The organism is Streptomyces sp. TM32 (genome assembly GCF_004122755.1).
In the GTDB taxonomy this organism is placed as follows: Bacteria; Actinomycetota; Actinomycetes; order Streptomycetales; family Streptomycetaceae; genus Streptomyces; species Streptomyces sioyaensis.
The window spans coordinates 15,791-35,473 of sequence record NZ_SDIG01000026.1; the positions used below are offsets into that span (position 1 = coordinate 15,791).

Here is a 19,683-nt window from a genome sequence, read left to right on the forward strand (position 1 = left end):
GCTCACTTGCTCTGCGGGACCTTCCAGTCGAACCTGGCCTTCAGCGCGGCGCCGTGGGCCGGTAGGTCCTCGGCCTCGGCGAGGGTCACCACATGGTGGGCGACCTCGGCCAGCGCGTCGCGCGAGTAGTCCACGACATGGATGCCGCGCAGGAAGGACTGCACGGACAGGCCGGAGGAGTGGCAGGCGCAGCCGCCGGTGGGCAGGACGTGGTTGGAGCCGGCGCAGTAGTCGCCGAGCGAGACCGGGGCCCAGGGGCCGACGAAGATCGCGCCGGCGTTGCGGACCCGGGCGGCGACTGCGGAGGCGTCGGCGGTCTGGATCTCCAGGTGTTCGGCGCCGTACGCGTCCACGACCGTGAGGCCCTCGTCGATGCCGTCGACGAGGACGGTCGCGGACTGCCGGCCGCCCAGCGCCTCGGTGATCCGCTCGATGTGCTTGGTGGCGGCGACCTGTCGCTTGAGGGCCTCGTCGACGGCGTCGGCGAGCTCGGCGGAGTCGGTGACCAGCACGGCCGCGGCCAGGGTGTCGTGCTCGGCCTGGCTGATCAGGTCGGCGGCGACGTGCTCGGGGTCGGCGGTGGCGTCCGCGAGGACCGCGATCTCGGTGGGACCGGCCTCGGCGTCGATGCCGATGCGGCCCTTGAGCAGGCGCTTGGCGGAGGCGACGTAGATGTTGCCGGGGCCCGTGACGAGGTTGACCGGCAGGCACTCCTCGGTGCCGTACGCGAACATCGCGATGGCCTGGGCGCCGCCGGCGGCGTAGACCTCGTCGACGCCGAGCAGGGCACAGGCGGCGAGGATGGTCGGGTGCGGCCGGCCGCCGAACTCCTTCTGCGGCGGGGAGGTGACGGCGATGCCGGTGACCCCGGCCTCCTGCGCCGGGACGACGTTCATGACGACGGAGGACGGGTAGACCGCCAGGCCGCCGGGGACGTAGAGCCCCACCCGCTCGACGGGCACCCAGCGTTCGGTGACCGTGCCGCCGGGGACGACCTTGGTCGTGACATCGGTGCGGCGCTGTTCGCGGTGGACGATCCGGGCACGCCGGATGGACTCCTCCAGAGCGGCCCGCACGGCAGGGTCCAGCCCGTCGAGGGCCTCGCGCAGGGCCTCGGCGGGCACCCGGACGCGGGTGATCTCGACGCCGTCGAACCGCCGCGCACAATCGATCAGCGCCGCGGTGCCGCGATGGCGTACGTCCTCGCAGAGGGGCCGCACCTTCTCCAGGGCGGCTTCCACGTCGAACTCGGCACGGGGCAGCAGATCGCGCAGGGCGCCGCCCTCGGGGAGGGCGTCACCGCGCAGGTCGATTCGGGAGATCACCCTCCCAGTGTCTCAGACCTGCTCCTGGGCCCGAGCGGCCGTATCACTCAGTGATACACAGCGGCGTGCGCCGCGGACGCACCGTGACCCGGCCGTTCGAAGTTGACCGGAGTTGGCCCTGACCACGCGTGTTCAAGCAGACACGGGGCGGGCAAGGGCCAGCTGACGGCGTACGGGGACGCCTGTGGGACGCCACACGACCAGTGCACGAGGGTGCGTCCGAACAGGTTGCGACACACCACGGGACAGCAAGGGGGATCCACAGTGACCGAGCCCGGGGACGGCGACGCGCCCGCCGACCTGCAACTGACCTCCGCGGAATGGAGCATGTGGCAGGCCTTCCGCAACGGCAGCACCTGCGACCTGCACATCGGCGATCCGGCCCGCGACGATCCACACGGGCAGCACCTGTGGGGCCCCGAGCGCCGGGTGCGCGCCCGGGTCGTGGCGCTGCTGCTGCTCGACGGGCCGCCCCCGCAGCCGGGACGGGTGGCCGCCTTACAGCTGACCGGCGCGTACATCACGGACACTCTCGACGTTGCGGGCGGCACGATCAAGCCATTCGTGGAGCTGCGGGACTGCCGCTTCGAGGCCGAGGTGGTGCTGCCGGAGAGCCACTTCACCACGCTGCGGCTGGTGAACTGCGCGATACCCCGGCTGGAGGCGGCCCGGCTGCACACCGAGGGCGATCTCCATCTGCCGCGCTGTGTGGTGCAGTCCGGCATCCGGCTCACGGACGCGCAGATAGGCACCGACCTGATGCTCAATCAGACCATCGTCCACAAGGACCGCCAGGGCCGGTCGCTCATGGCGGACGGGCTGACCGTGGCACAGGACCTGCAGGCCGAGATGATGGAGTCCTACGGCGAGCTGTCGCTGCGCGGCGCCACCGTCGGCGTCTCGCTGAGCCTGCGCGGCAGCCGGCTGTGCAACCCGTTCGGCCGCCGGGCGCTGAACGCCCCGCAGCTGACCGTCGAGCGCACCCTCTATCTGACCGCCGCGGGCCTGGCGAGCTCCCCGTTCTCCAGCGGCGCCACTCCCCCGTACGGCATCGGCCAGACCCCCTCGCGCGGCACCCGGGTGCAGCGCTTCGAGTGCGAGGGCGGGATGCGGCTGGACGACGGGCGCTTCGGCGACGCGGTCGACTTCGAGAACGCCCGCTTCATCATGGAGTCCGACCAGGAGCTCTCGCTGCGCCGGATCCAGACGCCCGAGCTGCGGTTCCTCGGTGAGCGCCCGCAGCGCGGGCGGGTGATCCTCTCCGGTGCCCGGGTGGTCAACCTCATCGACAAATCGGCGAGCTGGCCGGGGCTGGGCGGGCTGTGGATGGCCGGCTTCGCCTACGAGACGCTGATCCCGCGCGGGCATTTCCCGCTGGCGCTGCGGCTGCAGTGGGTGGCCGCGGCGACCCCCGAGTACGCGCCCGAGCCGTACGAAATGCTGGCCGCCTCGCTGCGCAGCACCGGCGAGGACGCCGACGCCCGGGAGGTGCTGCTGGCCAAGCAGCGGCGCCGCCGCGAGACGCTGCCGCTGGCCGCGAAGCTCTGGGGGATCCTGCAGGACTGGACGGTGGCCTACGGCTACCGGCCGGGGCGGGCCGCGGTGTGGATGGCCGTGCTGTGGGCGATCGGCACGCTCTACTTCTCCTCGTCCCCTCCGCCGCCCCTGAAGGCGGGTGAGGCGCCGCCCTGGAATCCGTATCTCTACTCCCTGGACCTGCTGCTTCCGGTGATAGACCTCAATCAGGGCGCCGCCTGGAAGCCGGGCGGCACCTCGCAGTGGGTGGCCGCGGTGCTGATCCTGGCGGGCTGGGTGCTCGCCACCACGGTCGCGGCCGGCGCCTCGCGGCTGCTGCGGCGGCAATAGCCGGTACGGGTGATGGCCCGGACCGCTACAGGCTCTAGGCTTACGGGCTGTGACCTCCGTGCGCCTCCCCCTCTTCCCGCTGAACTCGGTGCTGTTCCCGGGACTCGTCCTCCCGCTCAACGTCTTCGAGGCGCGCTACCGGGCGATGATGCGCGATCTGAGCGCGGTGCCCGAGGACGACCGCCGGTTCGCGGTGATCACGATCCGGGACGGCCGGGAGGTCGCGCCCACCGCCCAGGGCATGCCGGACGCCACGCTGCCGACCGCGGAGGGCCCCGCGGCGGGCTTCGGTGACGACCCGATGCGGGCGTTCCACACGGTCGGCTGCATCGCGGACGCGGCCACCATCCGGGAGAAGTCCTCCGCCGACGACACCGGCTACGAGGTGCTCGCCACCGGCACCACCCGCTTCCGGCTGCTGTCGGTGGAGGCCTCGGGGCCGTATCTGACCGGTGAGGTGGAGGAGCTGCCGGACGACGAGGGGGACGGCGCGGGTGCGCTGGCCTCCGGCGTCGTCCGGGCCTTCCGCACCTATCAGAAGCGGCTGGCCTGGGCGAACGAGCGGACCCTGTCGAGCGGCCAGGACCTGCCGGCCGACCCGTCCGTGCTGTCGTATCTGGTGGCCGCGGCCGCCGTGCTGGACGTCCCCGCCAAGCAGCAGCTGCTGGAGGCGCCGGACGCCGCGGCCCGGCTGGCACAGGAGCTGACGCTGCTGCGCCAGGAATCGGCGCTGCTCGGCAAGCTCCCGTCGCTGCCGGCCGTGGACCTGACCCGGCAGCCCACCCACCCCAACTGACGTTCCGTGGCCCGGGACCCGCGGGGGGCCGGGCCCTGGCGAGTGAGGCGTTTTCGCGGTGCCGAAGAAGACGAAGCAGAAGAAGGGCGGACAGCCCGGGGGCGGTACGCCCGCGACGGTGGCGCTCACCGCGTCCGGCGTGCCCTTCACGGTGCATGCCTACGCGCACGACCCGGCCGCCGCCTCGTACGGCGAGGAGGCTGCCGAGGCCCTCGGGGTCGCGCCCGAGCAGGTCTTCAAGACGCTGCTCGCGGAGGTCGACGGTGCGCTGACGGTCGCCGTGGTGCCGGTGTCGGGGTCCCTGGACCTGAAGGCGCTGGCGACCGCGGTGGGCGGCAAGCGGGCCGCGATGGCCGATCCGGCGGCTGCCGAGCGCAGTACGGGGTACGTCCTGGGCGGAATCTCACCGCTGGGGCAGCGCAAGCGGCTGCCCACGGTCGTGGACGCCTCCGCCCAGGGCCGGCCGACCGTGTGTGTCTCGGCGGGGCGGCGCGGCCTGGAGGTCGAGCTGGCGCCGGAGGACCTGGTGGCGCTCACGGACGCCCGGGTCGCGCCGATCGCACGGAGCTAGGGGTCCGGTCCGGGCGTCCCGGAGCGCGGGCGGGGGCAGCCGCGAGGGCGGCCGCCCCTGCTGGTGCGTCGGTGTCCGGCGGCGTCAGGACGCGGCGGGCGCGTCCGGCGCGGGCGGCTCTTCCGGGTGGTCGTGGTGACCGGACCAGTCCGGCTCCGGCTCCGGGTCCCGCGGGCCGAAGAGCCCGGTCAGCGCCAGCTGGGTGAGCATCGAGGCGATCGGCCAGGCCAGCAGCGCGCCCTTGGCCTGGAGCCGCAGCGGGCCCGAGAAGGTGACTCCGGGGCCGACCTGCTTGGCGTGCGCGGCCACGTCCGGGGTGGGGCCGAGCCACATCCCCGTCACCCAGCCCAGCGCCGCACCCAGCAGCCCGCCCACGACCAGTGCCACGACCAGCGGGATCCCGCCGCGCCGGCGCAGCAGGAAGACCCCGGCGGCGCTGAGCACCCCGAAGCCGAGGGACAGCAGGACGAAGGTGCCGTCCGCGCCGATCGCCTCCTCACCCTCGGTGTTCTTCAGGTAGACGTTGCGGGTGTCCGCGATCAGCGGGATGTGCGGGGCGAGCCAGTTCCACAGCACCCCGAGCAGCACTCCGCTCACCGCGACCACGAGCACGATCAGCGCGCCCTCGCGCAGCTCACGCGCCAGCTCGGGGCCGCCGAGGCCGGTGCGGTCGGGGTGCTCGGCGGTGGCTCCGTGGCCGGGGGCGGGCGCGGCCTGGGGGTGCTGCGGCTCGTCGGGCGGTTGGTTGTCGCGGGGCGTCAGCGGTGCGGTCACCCCGTCATCGTGCCAGGTGGGGCCGGGGGGACCGGCGGCAGGACGCCCGTTGCCGGGGTCGGAGGCGGTCATCGGGTGGCCGCCCGCCGGTAGGCCCAGGTGGCGACGGCCAGCGAGAGCACCCCGACGGCCGCGCAGACACCCAGGTCGGCGCCGACCACGAGCCAGTCGGGATGCGGGTCGAAGCTGCGCGACAGCGCCTCCACGCCATAGGTCGACGGCAGCAGATCGCGGGCCCAGCCGAGCACCTCGGGCATCCGCGCGGCCGGCAGCACCCCCAGCAGCAGCGCCGCCGACATCCCCAACTGGCCGCAGAGCGTGGCGAGTTCGGGGCGCGGGGCGAGCAGGCCGAGGGCCGCGCCGAGGCCGGCCAGCGCCGCCCCGGCGAGCGGGATCACGGCGGCCAGCACCCACAGATGGGCCATCGGCAGCTGGAAGAGCACGCAGCCGGTGACCGCGGTGACGATCGTGCCCGGCACGGTGAAGGAGGCGTACGCGGCGGCGGCGCCGAGCACCACGGCGGCCGGCGGCACCGGCAGCGTCGCATAGTGGTCGAGCCCGCCGCCGGCCCGCAGCTGGCCGAAGTACTGGGCGAGGAGGTTGAGCGCGACGAAGGCGACGACCAGCACGCTGGAGCCGGACACCACCGACCGCGCCGGGTCCCCGCTGTCCACCACTCCGCGCAGCAGGACCATGATCCCGACGGACTGGAAGGTGGCCACGAACAGCAGCGGGATCCGTGCCACCCGAGCCCGGGAGAGCTGGGCGCGGTAGACGGCGCCGAGCGCGGGCCCGAAGCGGGCGCGGGGCGCCAGCGGGGCGGCACCGTCCCCGGTCCACACCCCGGCGCCGACGGCCGTACCGGCCACCGCCTGCACGGGAACCACACTCACGCTGTCACCGAGCCTTCCTCGTTCTGCCGGCTGCTGTCCGCGCGCCGTCCGCGGTCTTCGATACGTGCGCCGCACCCCGCGCCGTTCACGCCTTGACCAGCCCCTCCGCGCGGCCGCCGAGGGCAAGGTACACATCCTCCAGGCTCGGCGTGGCGAGGGTGAAGTCGTCGAGGGCGGCGAAGGCGGGACCCGAGGTGACGGCGGCGACGGCGGTGCGGGCCCGGTCGGCGGGCAGCCGCAGGGTCCAGCGGCGGCCGGAGGTGTGCGCGGCGGCGGCGAGGGCGGCGACCTCGGGCACGTCGAGCGGCGGCCGGTCGCGCCACACCAGCTCCAGCCGGACCTCCTCGCTCACCATCTCCTTCAGTCCGCCGGGCGTGTCGCAGGCGATCACCCGGCCCCGGTCGATCACCGCGACCCGGTCGAGCACGCTCTCGGCCTCCAGGACGTTGTGGGTCACCAGCAGCACCGTGACGCCGCGCTCGGCGCGCCGCCGGTCGATCGCGGCCCAGACGGCGCGCCGGGCGACCGGGTCCATCCCGGTGGTCGGCTCGTCCAGCACCAGCAGCGGCCGCTCGCCGATCAGCGCGGTGGCGAGGCAGGCCAGCCGCCGCTGCCCGCCGGACAACTGCTTCAGCGCCCGTCCCGTGAGGTCGGCGAGGCCCAGCTCGCCGATCACCGCGTCCCGCTCGGCACGCGCCTCGCGGGCGCCGAGGCCGCGCAGCCGTCCGGTGGTCTCCACCGCCAGCGCGACGGTCATCTCGTCCAGCGCCGTGGACTCCTGGCCCAGGTAGCCCAGCAGGCGGGCGGCCCGCTCCGGGTGACGCACCAGGTCGTGGCCGAGGACGGCGATGCTGCCGGAGTCCGGGCGCAGCAGTCCGGTCAGCTGGCGCACCAGGGTGGACTTGCCGGCACCGTTGGGGCCGAGCAGCCCGAAGATCTCGCCGCGGCGCACGTCCAGGGTGATGCCGTCGTTGGCCCGTACGGCGGGCGCCTGTGCCGCCCCGCGGCGCCCGCGCGTCGCGGGGTACGTCTTGACCAGGTCCCGCACGGCGCACACCGGTACACCGCGCTCCACCTGTTTTGCGCCCGTCCTCACGAGCTATGAGGGTACGCGTCCCCGGACCGCCTCCGGCCCGCGGGGCACCGGCGGGCGAGCCGGGCCCGGGGGGTCAGTCCGCCGCCGGGGCGTGCTCGGCGGCCGTGCGCAGATCGACCTCGCGCCAGAAACCGGCCCGGATGGCATAGCGGTCGTGCTCGTCGATCTGGTCGTCCTTGTGGGCGAGGAGTCCGAAACGGGCGGCGTAGCGCAGCAGTTCACCGTCGATGCGGTGCGGGATGCGCGGGTACTCCGTCGACAGTTGCGTCAGATGTGCGGTGTCGGAGAGCCGGTCGGTCCAGCGACGGGCGAAGACCTGGCCGACCTCGAAGGGGTCGCCGCTGACGGCGGTGATGTCCTCCTCACGGTCGGCCCAGCGCTGCTCGGCGCTGGTGAGCTGGGCGAGCGTGGGCAGGCCCGCGGTCGCCTCCGGTTCGCCGACCGGGCCGCCGCGCTCGACCCAGCCCTTGTCGGACGACCAGCGCAGGGTGGCGCCGGCCGCGGCACCGGGCCGGTCGGTGCTCGGGGCCGCGGCCGGTCCCTGGCCGGCGGCGTGCGCCCGGCCGAGCCCGGCCAAGTCCTTGGGGGTGGGCACGACCTTGGTACCGGCGGCGCCGGGCTCGCCGTCGGCAGCCGCGGCGCTCTCGGCGCCGGCCCGCGGGCGGGCGACCCCGTTGGCGCCGCCGCGCTCATGGGTGTGCTCGGCGGATTCCGGGCCGGCCGCGGCCGCGGCGGCCGCGGACTCGGGCAGCGGGGCGGAGAGGATCGCGGCGATCTCGGGGCGGGGCACGGGCGGCGGGGCGCAGGGGCCGCCGAGTTCCTTGGCGCGCACCGCGCGGGTGATCCAGGTGCGGTCCAGCACCCGCCGCTCATCGGCCTCGGCGACCAGGTCCTCGGACTGGTTGTAGTCGCCGTCGGCGGCCTGGACGGCCCACAGGTGGACGGCGACGCCGTGCTCCTTCGCCGACATCAGGCCGGGCAGCAGATCACCGTCGCCGGTGACCAGCACGATGTCGGAGCAGGCGCGGTTACGGGCGAGTTCGGTCAGCTCGGCGTGCATGGCGGCGTCCACGCCCTTCTGTGCCCAGCGCCCGTCGCTGCGGGTCAGGGCGCCCAGCCGGACGGTGACCCGGGGCATCACCCGCAGTCGGCGGTGCTCGGGCTGCGGGACGCGGTCGGGGGCGCCGTCGAACCAGTAGATCCGCAGCAGCGGGCGTTCGGTATCCGCTTCGGCACGCTGGCGCAGGCCCTGGATGAGGGCGGCGTGGTCAACGGTGATCCGGGACCGTGCGGGCTCTCCGGCGAGCAGGCTCGCGGCGGCACCGAGCAAATACCCGGCGTCCACCAGGACGACGCAGCGATCCACGTTCCACCCTCTTCCCTGAGGTGCTGAAAGTCCGGTCGCCCCCCGGCTCGGCCCATGGCACGAGTTTCTTCGGCTTTCCTTCGAGTCTGCCCGACCGTACGGGCGTTATCAGCCCGAACTCGATCATCGGCGTGGCGGATTCGGCCGGGAATTCGTGCACAGCGCGTGATCGGCCGTATTACGCACGGTAATTGCCCGAAATGCAGGCATCTGTCCGGCGTGTAAGTCTGGTTCCGGCCCAGATCCCGAATTCCCCCTCAGGAGGCAAGGTCATGGCCAAGGACAAGAAGCAGGACCGCAGCCGGCAGCAGAAGACGGCATCCGCGGCCGAGCGCGGTCAGCAGGAGGCCCAGCGCGCGAGCGTGGAGGCGCAGACCCAGGCGCGGTCCCAGGCTCAGGGCAGCCCGGCAGATGTTGCACGTAAGCACCAGCGGCGCTTCGGTCACAACTGACCTCCTCCGCACGGGAGTTGAGGGGCGCGCCCACTTCGGGCGCGCCCCTCGGGGTAGGGGGCCCGGCGAGGATCCGCCGGGCAGGCCCTGAACCGGTGTGCCGGTCAGCGTCGGCCGGTCAGCCCGCCAGGCAGGACGGACCGAGCAGCACCTTCAGATCGCCGAACAGTGAGGGGTCGGGCGTGACCCGGTGCCGGTCCAGCCGGAGCACCGTCGTCTTGCGCGCCCCGAGCAGCTTGATCCGCACCTCGGTGGAGCCGCGGTGGCTGCTGAGCACCTCACCGAGCTTCTCGACCATCGGCGGGGTGACCTTGACCGTCGGAATGGTGATCGTCACGGGGGCGTTGGTGCCGGCCTCGGAGAGGTCGGGGACCATCATCTCCATCGCGACCAGCCGCGGGATGTCCTCCCGCTTGTCGAGGCGGCCCTTGACGAAGACCACGGTGTCCTCGACGAGTTGGGTCGACACCAGTTGGTAGGTCGCCGGGAAGAACATGCAGTCGATGGAGCCGGCCAGGTCCTCGACGGTGGCGATCGCCCAGGCGTTGCCCTGCTTGGTCATCTTGCGCTGGAGACCGGAGATGATGCCGCCGATGGTGACGATCGAGCCGTCCGAATAGTCGCCGCCGGTCAGCTGGGCGATGGCGGCGTCCGCCTTGTCGGACAGCACGTGTTCCAGGCCGAAGAGCGGATGGTCGGAGACGTAGAGACCGAGCATCTCGCGCTCCTGGGCGAGGAGGTAGGTCTTGTCCCATTCGACGTCCGAGAACTCGATGTCCAGACCGAAGCCGGGGCCCTCGGAGGTGTCGCCGCCCTCGCCGGCCATGCCGCCGAAGAGGTCGAACTGCCCCTCGGCCTCCTTGCGCTTGACCTGGACGACGTTGTCGATCATCGGCTCGTAGTGCGCCATCAGGCCCTTGCGGGTGTGGCCCAGCTCGTCGAAGCCGCCGGCCTTGATGAGGGACTCGGTGGTGCGCTTGTTGCAGACGACCGCGTCGACCTTGTCGAGGTAGTCGGGGAAGGAGGAGTACTTCCCCTTGGCCTTGCGGCAGCGGATGATCGAGTCGACGACGTTCTGGCCGACGTTGCGGACCGCGGTGAGGCCGAAGAGGATCACGTCGTCGCCCTGGGCGGCGAAGTTCGCCTCCGACTCGTTGACGTTCGGCGGCAGCACCTTGATGCCCATGCGCCGGCACTCGTTGAGGTAGACCGCCGACTTGTCCTTGTCGTCGCGCACGGACGTCAGCAGCGCGGACATGTACTCGGCCGGGTAGTTGGCCTTGAGGTAGGCGGTCCAGTAGGTGACCAGGCCGTACGCGGAGGAGTGCGCCTTGTTGAAGGCGTAGCCGGCGAACGGGACCAGGACGTCCCACAGCGCCTGGATGGCCTGGTCGGAGAAGCCGTTCTTCCGCGCGCCCTCCTGGAAGAGCACGAAGTTCTTCGCGAGTTCCTCGGGCTTCTTCTTGCCCATGACGCGGCGGAGGATGTCGGCCTCACCGAGGGAGTACCCGGCGATGATCTGGGCGGCCTTCTGCACCTGCTCCTGATAGACGATCAGGCCGTAGGTGAGGCCCAGGACCTCCTTGAGGGGCTCCTCCAGCTCCGGGTGGATCGGGGTGATCTCCTGGAGGCCGTTCTTGCGCAGCGCGTAGTTGGTGTGCGAGTCCATGCCCATCGGGCCGGGGCGGTACAGGGCCGAGACGGCGGAAATGTCCTCGAAGTTGTCGGGCTTCATCAGCCGCAGCAGCGAGCGCATCGGGCCGCCGTCGAACTGGAAGACGCCGAGGGTGTCACCGCGGCAGAGCATCTCGTAGGTCTTGGGGTCGTCCAGCGGAACGGAGAGCAGCTCCAGGTCGACGCCCTTGTTCTTCTGCACCATCTTGACGGCGTCGTCCATGATGGTGAGGTTGCGCAGGCCCAGGAAGTCCATCTTGAGCAGGCCGAGCGACTCGCACTGGGGGTAGTCCCACTGCGTGATGGTCACGCCGTCGGTGTGCCGCGTCCAGAGCGGGGCGTGGTCGACGATCGGCTCGCTGGACATGATCACGCCGGCCGCGTGCACACCCATCTGCCGGACCAGGCCCTCGACGCCCTTGGCGGTGTCGATGACCTTCTTGACGTCCGGCTCGCTCTCGTACATCCCCCGGATCTCGCCCGCCTCGCTGTAGCGCGGGTGTTTGGGGTCGGTGATGCCGCTGAGGTCGATGCCCTTGCCGAGGACGTCGGCGGGCATGGCTTTGGTGAGGCGGTCGCCCATCGCGTAGGGGTAGCCCAGGACGCGCGCGGAGTCCTTGATGGCGTTCTTGGCCTTGATCTTGCCGTAGGTGCCGATCATGGCGACCTTGTCGGCGCCGTACTTCTCCGTCACATACCGGATCACTTCGACGCGCCTGCGCTCGTCGAAGTCGATGTCGACATCGGGCATGGAGACACGCTCGGGGTTGAGGAACCGCTCGAAGATCAGCCCGTGCTCGATCGGGTCGAGGTCGGTGATGCCCATGGCGTACGCCACGATCGAACCGGCCGCGGAGCCACGGCCGGGGCCGACCGCGATGCCGTTGTTCTTGGCCCACATGATGAAGTCGGCGACCACGAGGAAGTAGCCGGGGAACCCCATCTGGATGATGACGTCCATCTCGTACTCGGCCTGCTTCTGGCGGTCCTCGGGGACGCCGCCCGGGAAGCGGCGCTTCATGCCGACCCGGACCTCCTCCTGGAACCAGGTGACCTCGGTGAAGCCCTCCGGGATGTCGAACTTCGGCATCAGGTCGCGCTTCTCGAACATCCCGGTGATGTCGATCTGGTCGGCGACCAGGCGGGTGTTGGCGCAGCCCTGCTGCCAGGCGTCCGAGGAGTCGATGGCGTACATCTCCTCCGTGGACTTGAGGTAGTAGCCCGTGCCGTCGAAGCGGAAGCGGTCCGGATCGGAGAGGTTCTTGCCGGTCTGGATGCACAGCAGCGCGTCGTGCGCGGTGGACTCGTGCGCATAGGTGTAGTGCGAGTCGTTGGTGACCAGCGGCGGGATGCCGAGCTCCTTGCCGATCTTCAGCAGGTCGTCGCGGACCCGGCGCTCGATCTCGATGCCGTGGTCCATCAGCTCCAGGAAATACCGGTCCTTGCCGAAGATGTCCTGATACTCCCCGGCGGCCTTGCGCGCCTCCTCGTACTGGCCCAGGCGCAGCCGGGTCTGGAGCTCACCGGAGGGGCAGCCGGTGGAGGCGATCAGGCCCTCGGACCACTGGGAGATGGTCTCCTTGTCCATCCGCGGCCACTTCTGCAGCCAGCCCTCGGCGTACGCGTCCGAGGACAGCCGGAAGAGGTTGTGCAGACCGGTCTTGTCCGCCGCCCAGATGGTCTTGTGCGTATAACCACCGGAACCGGAGACGTCATCGCGCTTCTGGTGCGGCTGGCCCCACTGGATCTTGCGCTTGTTGCGCCGCGACTCGGGGGCGACGTACGCCTCGATGCCGATGATCGGCGTCACGCCGGCCTTCTGCGCGGAGTGGAAGAAGTCGTACGCGCCGTGCAGATTGCCGTGGTCGGACATCGCGATGTGCGTCATGCCCATCTCGTTGGCCGCCTTGAACATGTCCGACAGCCGCGCCGCACCGTCCAGCAGGGAGTACTGGGTGTGGACGTGCAGGTGCGTGAACGGGGCCTGGGACGCGGCAGCCACAGCGGGGGACCTCCGGAGAGCGGTCGGCGGGGCACTCCCGGCGCGAGCCGGGGGCCGGTGGATGGTCTCGAAGTCTACGACTCCTGACTGACAATCGCCGGGCACGCGCGAGTAGCCTCACCCGTTGTCAGTGGCAGACCGCGACCCGGTACGTCACGGCGCTCCGAACCATTTTCCGCACCTCAGGAGGCACCCAGCGATGCCGTCCCAGCACGCCCCGGCGCAGGACGCCGAGCAGCGCGGCGAGGAGATCCTCGCCGTTTTCGACACCGCCTTCGGGGAACTGCTCGCCGCCGACCCCGCGGCCTTCCGCGTGAAATTCCGGAAGATGGCCGCGTCCGCCTTCGCCTTCTACCGGGGGACGGCGTGTCTGTTCTACCGGGACCTGGAGGCCGGTGCCGCCCAGGGTGACGGCAAGGACAGCGGCCCGTATCTGGACGAGCGGACCAGCCGGGTGTGGATCCACGGCGATCTGCACGCCGAGAACTTCGGCACCTACATGGACGCCACGGGCCGGCTGATCTTCAACGTCAACGACTTCGACGAGGCCTATGTCGGCCCGTTCACCTGGGACCTCAAGCGGTTCGCCGCCTCGGTCGCACTGATCGGCTACGCCAAGGCGCTCAGCGACAAGCAGATCACCGACCTGGTGCGCACCTACGCCGCCGCCTACCGGGAGCGCATCCACGCCCTGGCCTCCGGGGGGACCGGTGCCGACCGGGACGAGCTGCCGCCCTTCATGCTGGAGACCGCCGAGGGCCCGCTGCTGGACGCGCTGCGCGACGCCCGCGGGATGACGCGGTTCGGCCTGCTGGACTCGATGACGGAGATCCGCGACTTCGAGCGCCGCTTCGCGCCGGGCGGCGGCAGCGTCGAGCTGGACGCGGCCACCCGCTACAAGGTGCTCGCCGCCTTCGACGGCTATCTGGAGACGCTGCCCGAGTCGAGCCTGGGCCGCCCGGACTCCTACCGCGTCAAGGACGTGGTGGGCCGGCGCGGCATCGGCATCGGTTCGGCCGGGCTGCCGTCGTACAACATCCTCCTGGAGGGCAACAGCGACGCCCTGGAGAACGACGTCGTGATCTACATGAAGCAGGCGCAGACCCCGGCGGTCTCCCGGCACCTCACCGACCCCGCTGTCCGCGGCTACTTCCAGCACGAGGGCCACCGCACGGTCATCTCGCAGCGCGCCCTGCAGGACCACGCCGACCCGTGGCTGGGCTGGACCGAGCTGGACGGCGCCGGCCAGCTGGTCGCCGAGATCTCGCCGTACGCGGTCGACCTGGACTGGTCGGACATCGATGACCCGGAGGAGATCGCGGCGGTGGTGGCCGACCTGGGGCGGGCCACCGCGACCATGCACGCCGCCGCGGACGACGAGAGCGGCCACTCGCTGGTGCCGTTCTCGACGGAGCGGGCGATCGACGCGGCCATCGCGGCCGACGAGGAGGGCTTCGCGGCGCTGCTGGTGGACTTCGCGCACTCCTACGGCGCCCGCGCCCGCGCCGACCACCAGATCTTCGTGGACCTCTTCCGCAACGGCCGGATCCCCGGCCTCTAGCCACGCGAGACGACCGCAGGCACGGGTGAGATGTGCCGTACGCACCGTATTTCCGGGTGCGTACGGCTAAGGACCCCCTTAGCCGCCGCTTATCCCGGCCCATGGCACACTCGGCTGCAATGGACACCTCGGCGGCACACCTGCGGGCACTGCGCGCGGCGCTCTTCACGGCGCTGTGCGTCACGCTGTCCGCGGCCTCCCATGTGCTGCTGTCCCGGATGCCGCTGCCGCCGGCGACCGTCGCCGCGCTGTGCGTCGCCGTGTTCGTGATCGCCTACGTACTGGCCGGCCCGGAGCGCGGCTACTGGCGGATCGCGGCCCTGCTGGTCCCCTTGGAACTCGCCGCCGACCTGGTCTTCAGCCTCGGCCAGCACGCCTGTTACGGGGAGGCCGGCGGCCCGGTCGCCGGCCCGCTGCGCTCGCTGGATCTGCTGTGCGGCGGCGTTCCGGTCGGCACGCCCCTGGCGGCCTCGCCCGGCCAGAGCCCCTCGCCCGTGGCGACCTGGTGCGTCCTGCTCGTGGCGCATCTGCTCGTCGGGCTGCTGGCGGCCGGCTGGCTGCGCCGCGGCGAGGCCGCGCTGCACCAGTTGCTGGGCGCGGTGGCCGGCTTCGCCTTCCGCCCGCTGCTGATCGCCGTCGCGGTGGTCGGCGCCACCGCCGCCCCGCGCCGCCCGGTGCCCGCCCCCGTCCGGTCCGGGCACCTCCCCCGCGCCGACCCCCTGCTGGTGCACTGCGTGGTACGACGTGGGCCGCCCTGCGCGCTCGCCGCGTGAGCCCCGCGCCCGCGCGGCCGGCGTCCCCGTGAGGTACGGGCACGCCGCCGACCGCATGCACCCCCGTCCCACGGATTCCACGGAGCAGGAACAGTCATGAGCAACCGCAACAACCAGGCCAACAAGCAGGCAGCCCGCGAGCGGCTGCGCGCCGAGCGTGCACGGCAGGCGAAGAAGGAGAAGGTCCGCCGGCAGCTGGTCGTCGGCGGGGCGATCGTCGGCGTGCTGGCGATAGCCGGCGGCATCGGCGTGGCGTTCGCCACCATGGGCGGCGACTCCGGCAGCAGCGTCGCGAGCGGCGACGAGTGGGGTAAGGCGGAGAAGGCCAAGCTGGTCAAGCCCGCCAACAGCAGCGGCGCCAACGGCACCACGGTCGTCATCGGCAAGCCCGACGCCAAGAACACCCTGAACCTCTTCGAGGACCCGCGCTGCCCCGGCTGCGCCAACTTCGAGCAGAAGGTCGGGGAAACCGTCGAGAAGGACATCAAGGACGGCAAGTACAAGGCCTCCTACCACCTGGGCACGTTCCTCGACGCCAACCTCAGGGGCACCGGCTCCAAGAACGCGCTGAGCGCACTGGGCGCGGCCCTGAACGTCAGCCCGGACGCCTTCCTGAAGTACAAGTTCGCGCTGTACTCGAAGCAGTACCACCCGGACGAGACCGGTCCGGACAAGTTCGCCGACGACACCTACCTGCTCAAGGTCGCCGACACCATTCCGGCCCTGAAGGGCAACGCCGCCTTCCGGAAGAACGTCACGTCCGGCACGTACAACCGCTGGGCGATGGAGATGTCCAAGGCCTTCAACTCGGACAAGGACGTCACCAGCACCCCGACGATCAAGCTCAATGACACGGTGCTGGGCACGGACAGCCCGCAGGGCAAGGTGGCACCGTCCAGCGTGGCCGCCTTCAACTCCATGGTCGACAAGGCGCTGAAGCGCTGACGCAGGCGACGGCCCGGCGCTGAGCCGGGCCGCTTCCCACCCCCGGCCGGCGTGCGCCCCGCACGCCGGCCGATGCCAAATCTTGACCCGGTCCTTGGCCGTGCACATGGCAGACTCCCGCCCATGCAGGCGACGGGAGTGCACCCCGGGGCCCGGCCGGCGGCCGTGCCGGGGAATCAACTCAGGGCGGTGCGGGCGGCGCTGTTCACGGCGCTGTGCGTCACCCTGTCCGCGGCCTCCCATGTGCTGCTCTCCCGCGCCCCGTTGCCGCCCGTGCCGGTCCTCGCGATCGCCGCCGCCGTCTTCGCCGCGTCTTATCTGTCGGCCGGCCGGGAGCGTGGCTACGGCGCGTTCGCCGCCCTGCTGGTGCCGCTGGAGCTGGCCGCCGACACCGTCTTCACCGCCGGCCAGCACACGTGTTACGGCCGGGCCGGCGGCCCGGTCACCGGCCCGCTGCACTCGGTCGGCGTCGATCTGCTGTGCCGGGGCGGCGAGTTGGGCACCCCCCTGGCGCGGGTCGCCTCCCCTCCGGGCGCGGCGCTGCCGCCGGCCGTCCCCGCGGCCGCGCCCTGGCTGCTGCTCGCCGTCCACGTCACGGCCGGTCTGCTCGCCGCCGCCTGGCTGCACCGCGGCGATGCCGCCCTGGACGCGCTGCTGCGCGCCGCCGCGGCCGGCGCGTTCCGTCCGCTGCTGACCGCGGCCGCGGTGGCCACCGCGGCCGGCGCCCCGCTCCGGCGGCGGATCCGCCCGCCGCATCCGCTGCCGCCGGCCTACCCGCTCCCCCTCCTCGGACACTGCGTACGGCGCCGCGGCCCGCCCTTCCGGGCCGCCGCCTGACACGTCCATACAGGTACGCACGAGTTCTTCACACCCTTGAGGGGACCCCCCATGAGCAACCGCAACAGCCAGGCCGGCAAGGCCGCGGCCCGTGAACGCATCCGGGCCGAGCGCGAGCGCCAGAAGAAGAAGGAGCGGCTGCGCCGCCAACTCACCGCGGTCGGCGTGGTGGTCGGCGTGCTGGCAGTGGCCGGCGGCGTCGGCTACGCCGTGCTGAAGGCCAACGAGCCGACGGGCTGGGAGGCCGCCAAGGAGGCCAAGCTCGTCACGCCCGCCCACACCCAGGGCAAGAACGGCACCGAGATCCTGATAGGCGACAAGAACGCCAAGCAGACCCTGGAGATCTTCGAGGACGTCCGCTGTCCGGCGTGCGCGGCCTTCGAGCAGAGCAGCGGCAAGGCCCTGATCAAGGACATCGAGGACGGCCGCTTCCGGGCCCGCTACACGATGTACACCTTCATCGACGACGCCCAGGGCGGCGGCCAGGGCTCGAAGAACGCGCTGAGCGCGCTCGGCGCGGCGCTGAACGTCAGCCCGGAGGCCTTCTTGAAGTACAAGTCGGCGCTGTACTCCGTCAAGTACCACCCCGATGAGCGCGAGGACCTCTACGCCAAGGACTCCGAGCTGCTCAAGGTCGCCGCCGACGTACCCGAGCTGCGGCACAACAAGGCGTTCGAGACGGCCGTCACCAAGGGCACCTACGACCGCTGGGCGATGGAGATGACCGCGCTGTTCGGCCGCAAGGGCGTCAAGGGCACGCCCACCTTCATGCACGGCGACAAGAAGCTGGTGATGGACCAGATCCCGCAGCGGCAGATGACGCAGGCGCAGTACAACCAGCTCGCCCAGGCCAACTTCAACAAGATGATCGACCGGGAGTTCGGCCCGGCGAAGGGCACCGCGGGCGGCGGTGCGGGCAAGGGCGGCAGCACGGGAGAAGGCGGCGCGAAGGGTATCCGCGAGGGCGAAAAGGATCCCACGGGCGGCCGCTGAACGGCTTTCGGACAACGGGCGGGCGAATTCCAGGAATCCCGGAAATCGCCCTCCCGGCGCGGCTTACCGGCCAGTAAGGTGAGCGGCCGTGACCGATCATGACCAGATCTCGCGCCGCACAGCCGTTACGGCCGTAGCCGCCACCGCAGCCCTCCTGCCGTTCGCCGGCGCCGCCACGGCCCACGCCCAAGAGGCCCCGGGCCAGGGCGGGTTCTTCCAGCACGGCGTCGCCTCCGGGGACCCGCTCCCCGACGGCATCCTGCTGTGGACCCGCCTCACGCCGACCGCGGAGGCCACCCCCGGCTCCGGCCGGGGGCCGGCCACCAAGGTGAGCTGGGAGGTGGCGAGCGACCAGGACTTCGGGACCGTCGTCGCCCGGGGGAGCCTCACCACCTCGGCGGCCATCGACCACACCGTCAAGGCGGACGTCCGCGGCCTGCGCCCGGCCACCCACTACTACTACCGCTTCACCGCCGGCGGAGGGCACTCCCCCGTCGGCCGCACCCGCACCGCCCCCGCCGAGGGCACCTCGGCGGGCAACGTCCGCTTCGGCGTGGTCTCCTGCGCCAACTGGGAGTCCGGCTACTTCTCCCCCTACCGCCACCTGGCCGCCCGCACCGACCTGGACGCGGTGCTGCACCTCGGCGACTACCTCTACGAGTACAAGTCCGGCGAATACCCGGAGTTCAAGTACGTCGTCCGCCCGCACTCCCCCGCCCACGAACTGCTCACCCTCGCCGACTACCGCATCCGGCACGGCGTGCACAAGACCGACCCGGACGCGCTGGCCATGCACGCCACGCACCCGGTCATCGCCATCTGGGACGACCACGAATTCGCCGACAACGCCTGGAAGGGCGGCGCGGTGAACCACACCCCGGGCGCCGAGGGCGACTGGTCCACGCGGATGGCCGCGGCGAAGCAGGCGTACTTCGAGTGGATGCCGGTGCGGCCCTCGATCGCCGGCACCACCTACCGCAGGCTGCGCTTCGGCACCCTCGCCGATCTGCATCTGCTGGATCTGCGCTCGTTCCGCGACCAGCAGGCCAAGCCGGGCAGCGGCGCGGTCGACGACCCCAGCCGGACGATCACCGGGCGGGCCCAACTGGACTGGCTCAAGCAGGGGCTGGCGCGCTCGGACAGCGCCTGGCGGCTGGTCGGCACCTCGGTGATGATCTCGCAGGTCGCGTTCGGGGCCATACCCGCGAAGCTGCTCGGCCCGCTCGCCGAGATACTCGGGGTGCCCAAGGAGGGCCTGGCGATCAACACCGACCAGTGGGACGGCTACACCGACGACCGGCACGAGCTGCTGACCCACCTCAGCGACCGCGGGATCGACAACACCGTCTTCCTGACCGGCGACATCCACATGGCCTGGGCCAACGACGTGCCGATCGAGGCAGCGACGTACCCGGCGACCAGACCGGTGGCGACGGAGTTCGTGGTCACGTCCGTGACCTCCGACAACCTGGACGACGTCCTGCACGTCGCGCCGCACACGCTCTCCCTGGCCGGGGTCGCCGCCATCCGGGCCGCGAACCGTCATGTGAAGTGGCTCGACATGGACTCGCACGGCTACGGGGTCCTGGACGTCACCGCCGAGCGGACGCAGATGGACTACTTCGGCATCTCCGACAAGACCGATCCCCAGGCCACCAGCACGCTGCTGCGCTCGTACCGCACCCGCTCCGGCACCCAGCAGGTGGAGCGGACGGACCAGCCGGTGGCTTGAGACGCGCCCCGCCCACCGGCACACCGG

At 71.8% G+C, this 19,683-nt stretch carries 16 protein-coding genes; 10 read left to right on the forward strand and 6 right to left on the reverse strand.

The features are described from left to right. Positions 1-2 precede the first annotated feature (2 nt). A complete protein-coding gene (gene hisD / locus EST92_RS09170; RefSeq protein WP_129280446.1) occupies positions 3-1,325 on the reverse strand; it encodes a histidinol dehydrogenase in 1,323 nt (440 codons plus the stop codon). Positions 1,326-1,589: 264 nt separating this feature from the next. Between hisD and EST92_RS09175 the strand changes: the two genes are divergently transcribed. From EST92_RS09175 to ybaK, 3 genes are read left to right on the forward strand one after another with little or no spacing between them, the layout of a single operon-like run. Further along, positions 1,590-3,191: an oxidoreductase gene (locus EST92_RS09175; RefSeq protein WP_129280447.1), complete on the forward strand. Its 1,602-nt coding sequence runs from the start codon at positions 1,590-1,592 to the stop codon at positions 3,189-3,191. Positions 3,192-3,240: 49 nt separating this feature from the next. Continuing rightward, positions 3,241-3,987 carry an LON peptidase substrate-binding domain-containing protein gene (locus EST92_RS09180; RefSeq protein ID WP_129248020.1) on the forward strand — a complete coding sequence of 249 codons (747 nt, stop codon included), beginning with the start codon at positions 3,241-3,243 and terminating at the stop codon, positions 3,985-3,987. Positions 3,988-4,045: 58 nt separating this feature from the next. Continuing rightward, positions 4,046-4,558: a Cys-tRNA(Pro) deacylase gene (ybaK, locus tag EST92_RS09185; protein ID WP_129280448.1), complete on the forward strand. Its 513-nt coding sequence runs from the start codon at positions 4,046-4,048 to the stop codon at positions 4,556-4,558. Between the two features lie 84 nt (positions 4,559-4,642). On the opposite strand, the gene EST92_RS09190 is transcribed toward ybaK, so the two are convergent. From EST92_RS09190 to EST92_RS09205, 4 genes are all read right to left on the reverse strand, one after another. Continuing rightward, positions 4,643-5,332, reverse strand: a complete 690-nt coding sequence (locus EST92_RS09190; RefSeq protein ID WP_129280449.1) for an ABC transporter permease — start codon at positions 5,330-5,332, stop codon at positions 4,643-4,645. Between the two features lie 68 nt (positions 5,333-5,400). Further along, a complete protein-coding gene (locus tag EST92_RS09195; protein WP_254068679.1) occupies positions 5,401-6,201 on the reverse strand; it encodes an ABC transporter permease in 801 nt (266 codons plus the stop codon). Between the two features lie 109 nt (positions 6,202-6,310). Further along, the gene (locus EST92_RS09200; RefSeq protein ID WP_129280473.1) at positions 6,311-7,300 is read right to left on the reverse strand and encodes an ABC transporter ATP-binding protein; all 990 of its coding nucleotides are present in this window, start codon (positions 7,298-7,300) and stop codon (positions 6,311-6,313) included. Positions 7,301-7,394: 94 nt separating this feature from the next. Further along, complete coding sequence (locus EST92_RS09205) at positions 7,395-8,687, reverse strand: NYN domain-containing protein (protein WP_129280450.1); 1,293 nt, start codon at positions 8,685-8,687, stop codon at positions 7,395-7,397. Positions 8,688-8,959: 272 nt separating this feature from the next. Between EST92_RS09205 and EST92_RS09210 the strand changes: the two genes are divergently transcribed. After that, entirely contained in the window at positions 8,960-9,139 is a 180-nt protein-coding gene (locus EST92_RS09210) for a hypothetical protein (RefSeq protein ID WP_129280451.1), read from the forward strand. A 118-nt stretch (positions 9,140-9,257) separates the two neighbouring features. Here EST92_RS09210 and dnaE read toward each other — a convergent pair whose 3' ends face one another. Continuing rightward, entirely contained in the window at positions 9,258-12,815 is a 3,558-nt protein-coding gene (gene dnaE, locus EST92_RS09215; protein WP_129280452.1) for a DNA polymerase III subunit alpha, read from the reverse strand. Between the two features lie 199 nt (positions 12,816-13,014). Between dnaE and EST92_RS09220 the strand changes: the two genes are divergently transcribed. From EST92_RS09220 to EST92_RS09245, 6 genes are all read left to right on the forward strand, one after another. Next, positions 13,015-14,376: a DUF2252 domain-containing protein gene (locus tag EST92_RS09220; protein WP_129280453.1), complete on the forward strand. Its 1,362-nt coding sequence runs from the start codon at positions 13,015-13,017 to the stop codon at positions 14,374-14,376. Positions 14,377-14,495: 119 nt separating this feature from the next. Then, positions 14,496-15,149: a hypothetical protein gene (locus EST92_RS09225; protein WP_129280454.1), complete on the forward strand. Its 654-nt coding sequence runs from the start codon at positions 14,496-14,498 to the stop codon at positions 15,147-15,149. Positions 15,150-15,245: 96 nt separating this feature from the next. Continuing rightward, the gene (locus tag EST92_RS09230; RefSeq protein ID WP_129280455.1) at positions 15,246-16,094 is read left to right on the forward strand and encodes a thioredoxin domain-containing protein; all 849 of its coding nucleotides are present in this window, start codon (positions 15,246-15,248) and stop codon (positions 16,092-16,094) included. Positions 16,095-16,217: 123 nt separating this feature from the next. Continuing rightward, positions 16,218-16,931 (forward strand): hypothetical protein, encoded by a 714-nt coding sequence (locus EST92_RS09235; RefSeq protein WP_129280456.1) that lies wholly within the window; start codon positions 16,218-16,220, stop codon positions 16,929-16,931. A gap of 51 nt (positions 16,932-16,982) precedes the next feature. After that, positions 16,983-17,924, forward strand: a complete 942-nt coding sequence (locus tag EST92_RS09240; RefSeq protein WP_129280457.1) for a thioredoxin domain-containing protein — start codon at positions 16,983-16,985, stop codon at positions 17,922-17,924. An 88-nt stretch (positions 17,925-18,012) separates the two neighbouring features. After that, a complete protein-coding gene (locus tag EST92_RS09245) occupies positions 18,013-19,656 on the forward strand; it encodes an alkaline phosphatase D family protein (protein ID WP_129280458.1) in 1,644 nt (547 codons plus the stop codon). Positions 19,657-19,683: the final 27 nt, after the last annotated feature.

What these genes read in the sequence shown, in the direction of transcription:
- EST92_RS09225 (WP_129280454.1), top strand. Translation starts at nt 14,496, where the DNA reads ATGGACACCTCGGCGGCACACCTGCGGGCACTGCGCGCGGCGCTCTTC.
- EST92_RS09235 (WP_129280456.1), top strand. Translation starts at nt 16,218, where the DNA reads ATGCAGGCGACGGGAGTGCACCCCGGGGCCCGGCCGGCGGCCGTGCCG.
- EST92_RS09240 (WP_129280457.1), top strand. Translation starts at nt 16,983, where the DNA reads ATGAGCAACCGCAACAGCCAGGCCGGCAAGGCCGCGGCCCGTGAACGC.
- EST92_RS09230 (WP_129280455.1), top strand. Translation starts at nt 15,246, where the DNA reads ATGAGCAACCGCAACAACCAGGCCAACAAGCAGGCAGCCCGCGAGCGG.
- EST92_RS09210 (WP_129280451.1), top strand. Translation starts at nt 8,960, where the DNA reads ATGGCCAAGGACAAGAAGCAGGACCGCAGCCGGCAGCAGAAGACGGCA.
- EST92_RS09220 (WP_129280453.1), top strand. Translation starts at nt 13,015, where the DNA reads ATGCCGTCCCAGCACGCCCCGGCGCAGGACGCCGAGCAGCGCGGCGAG.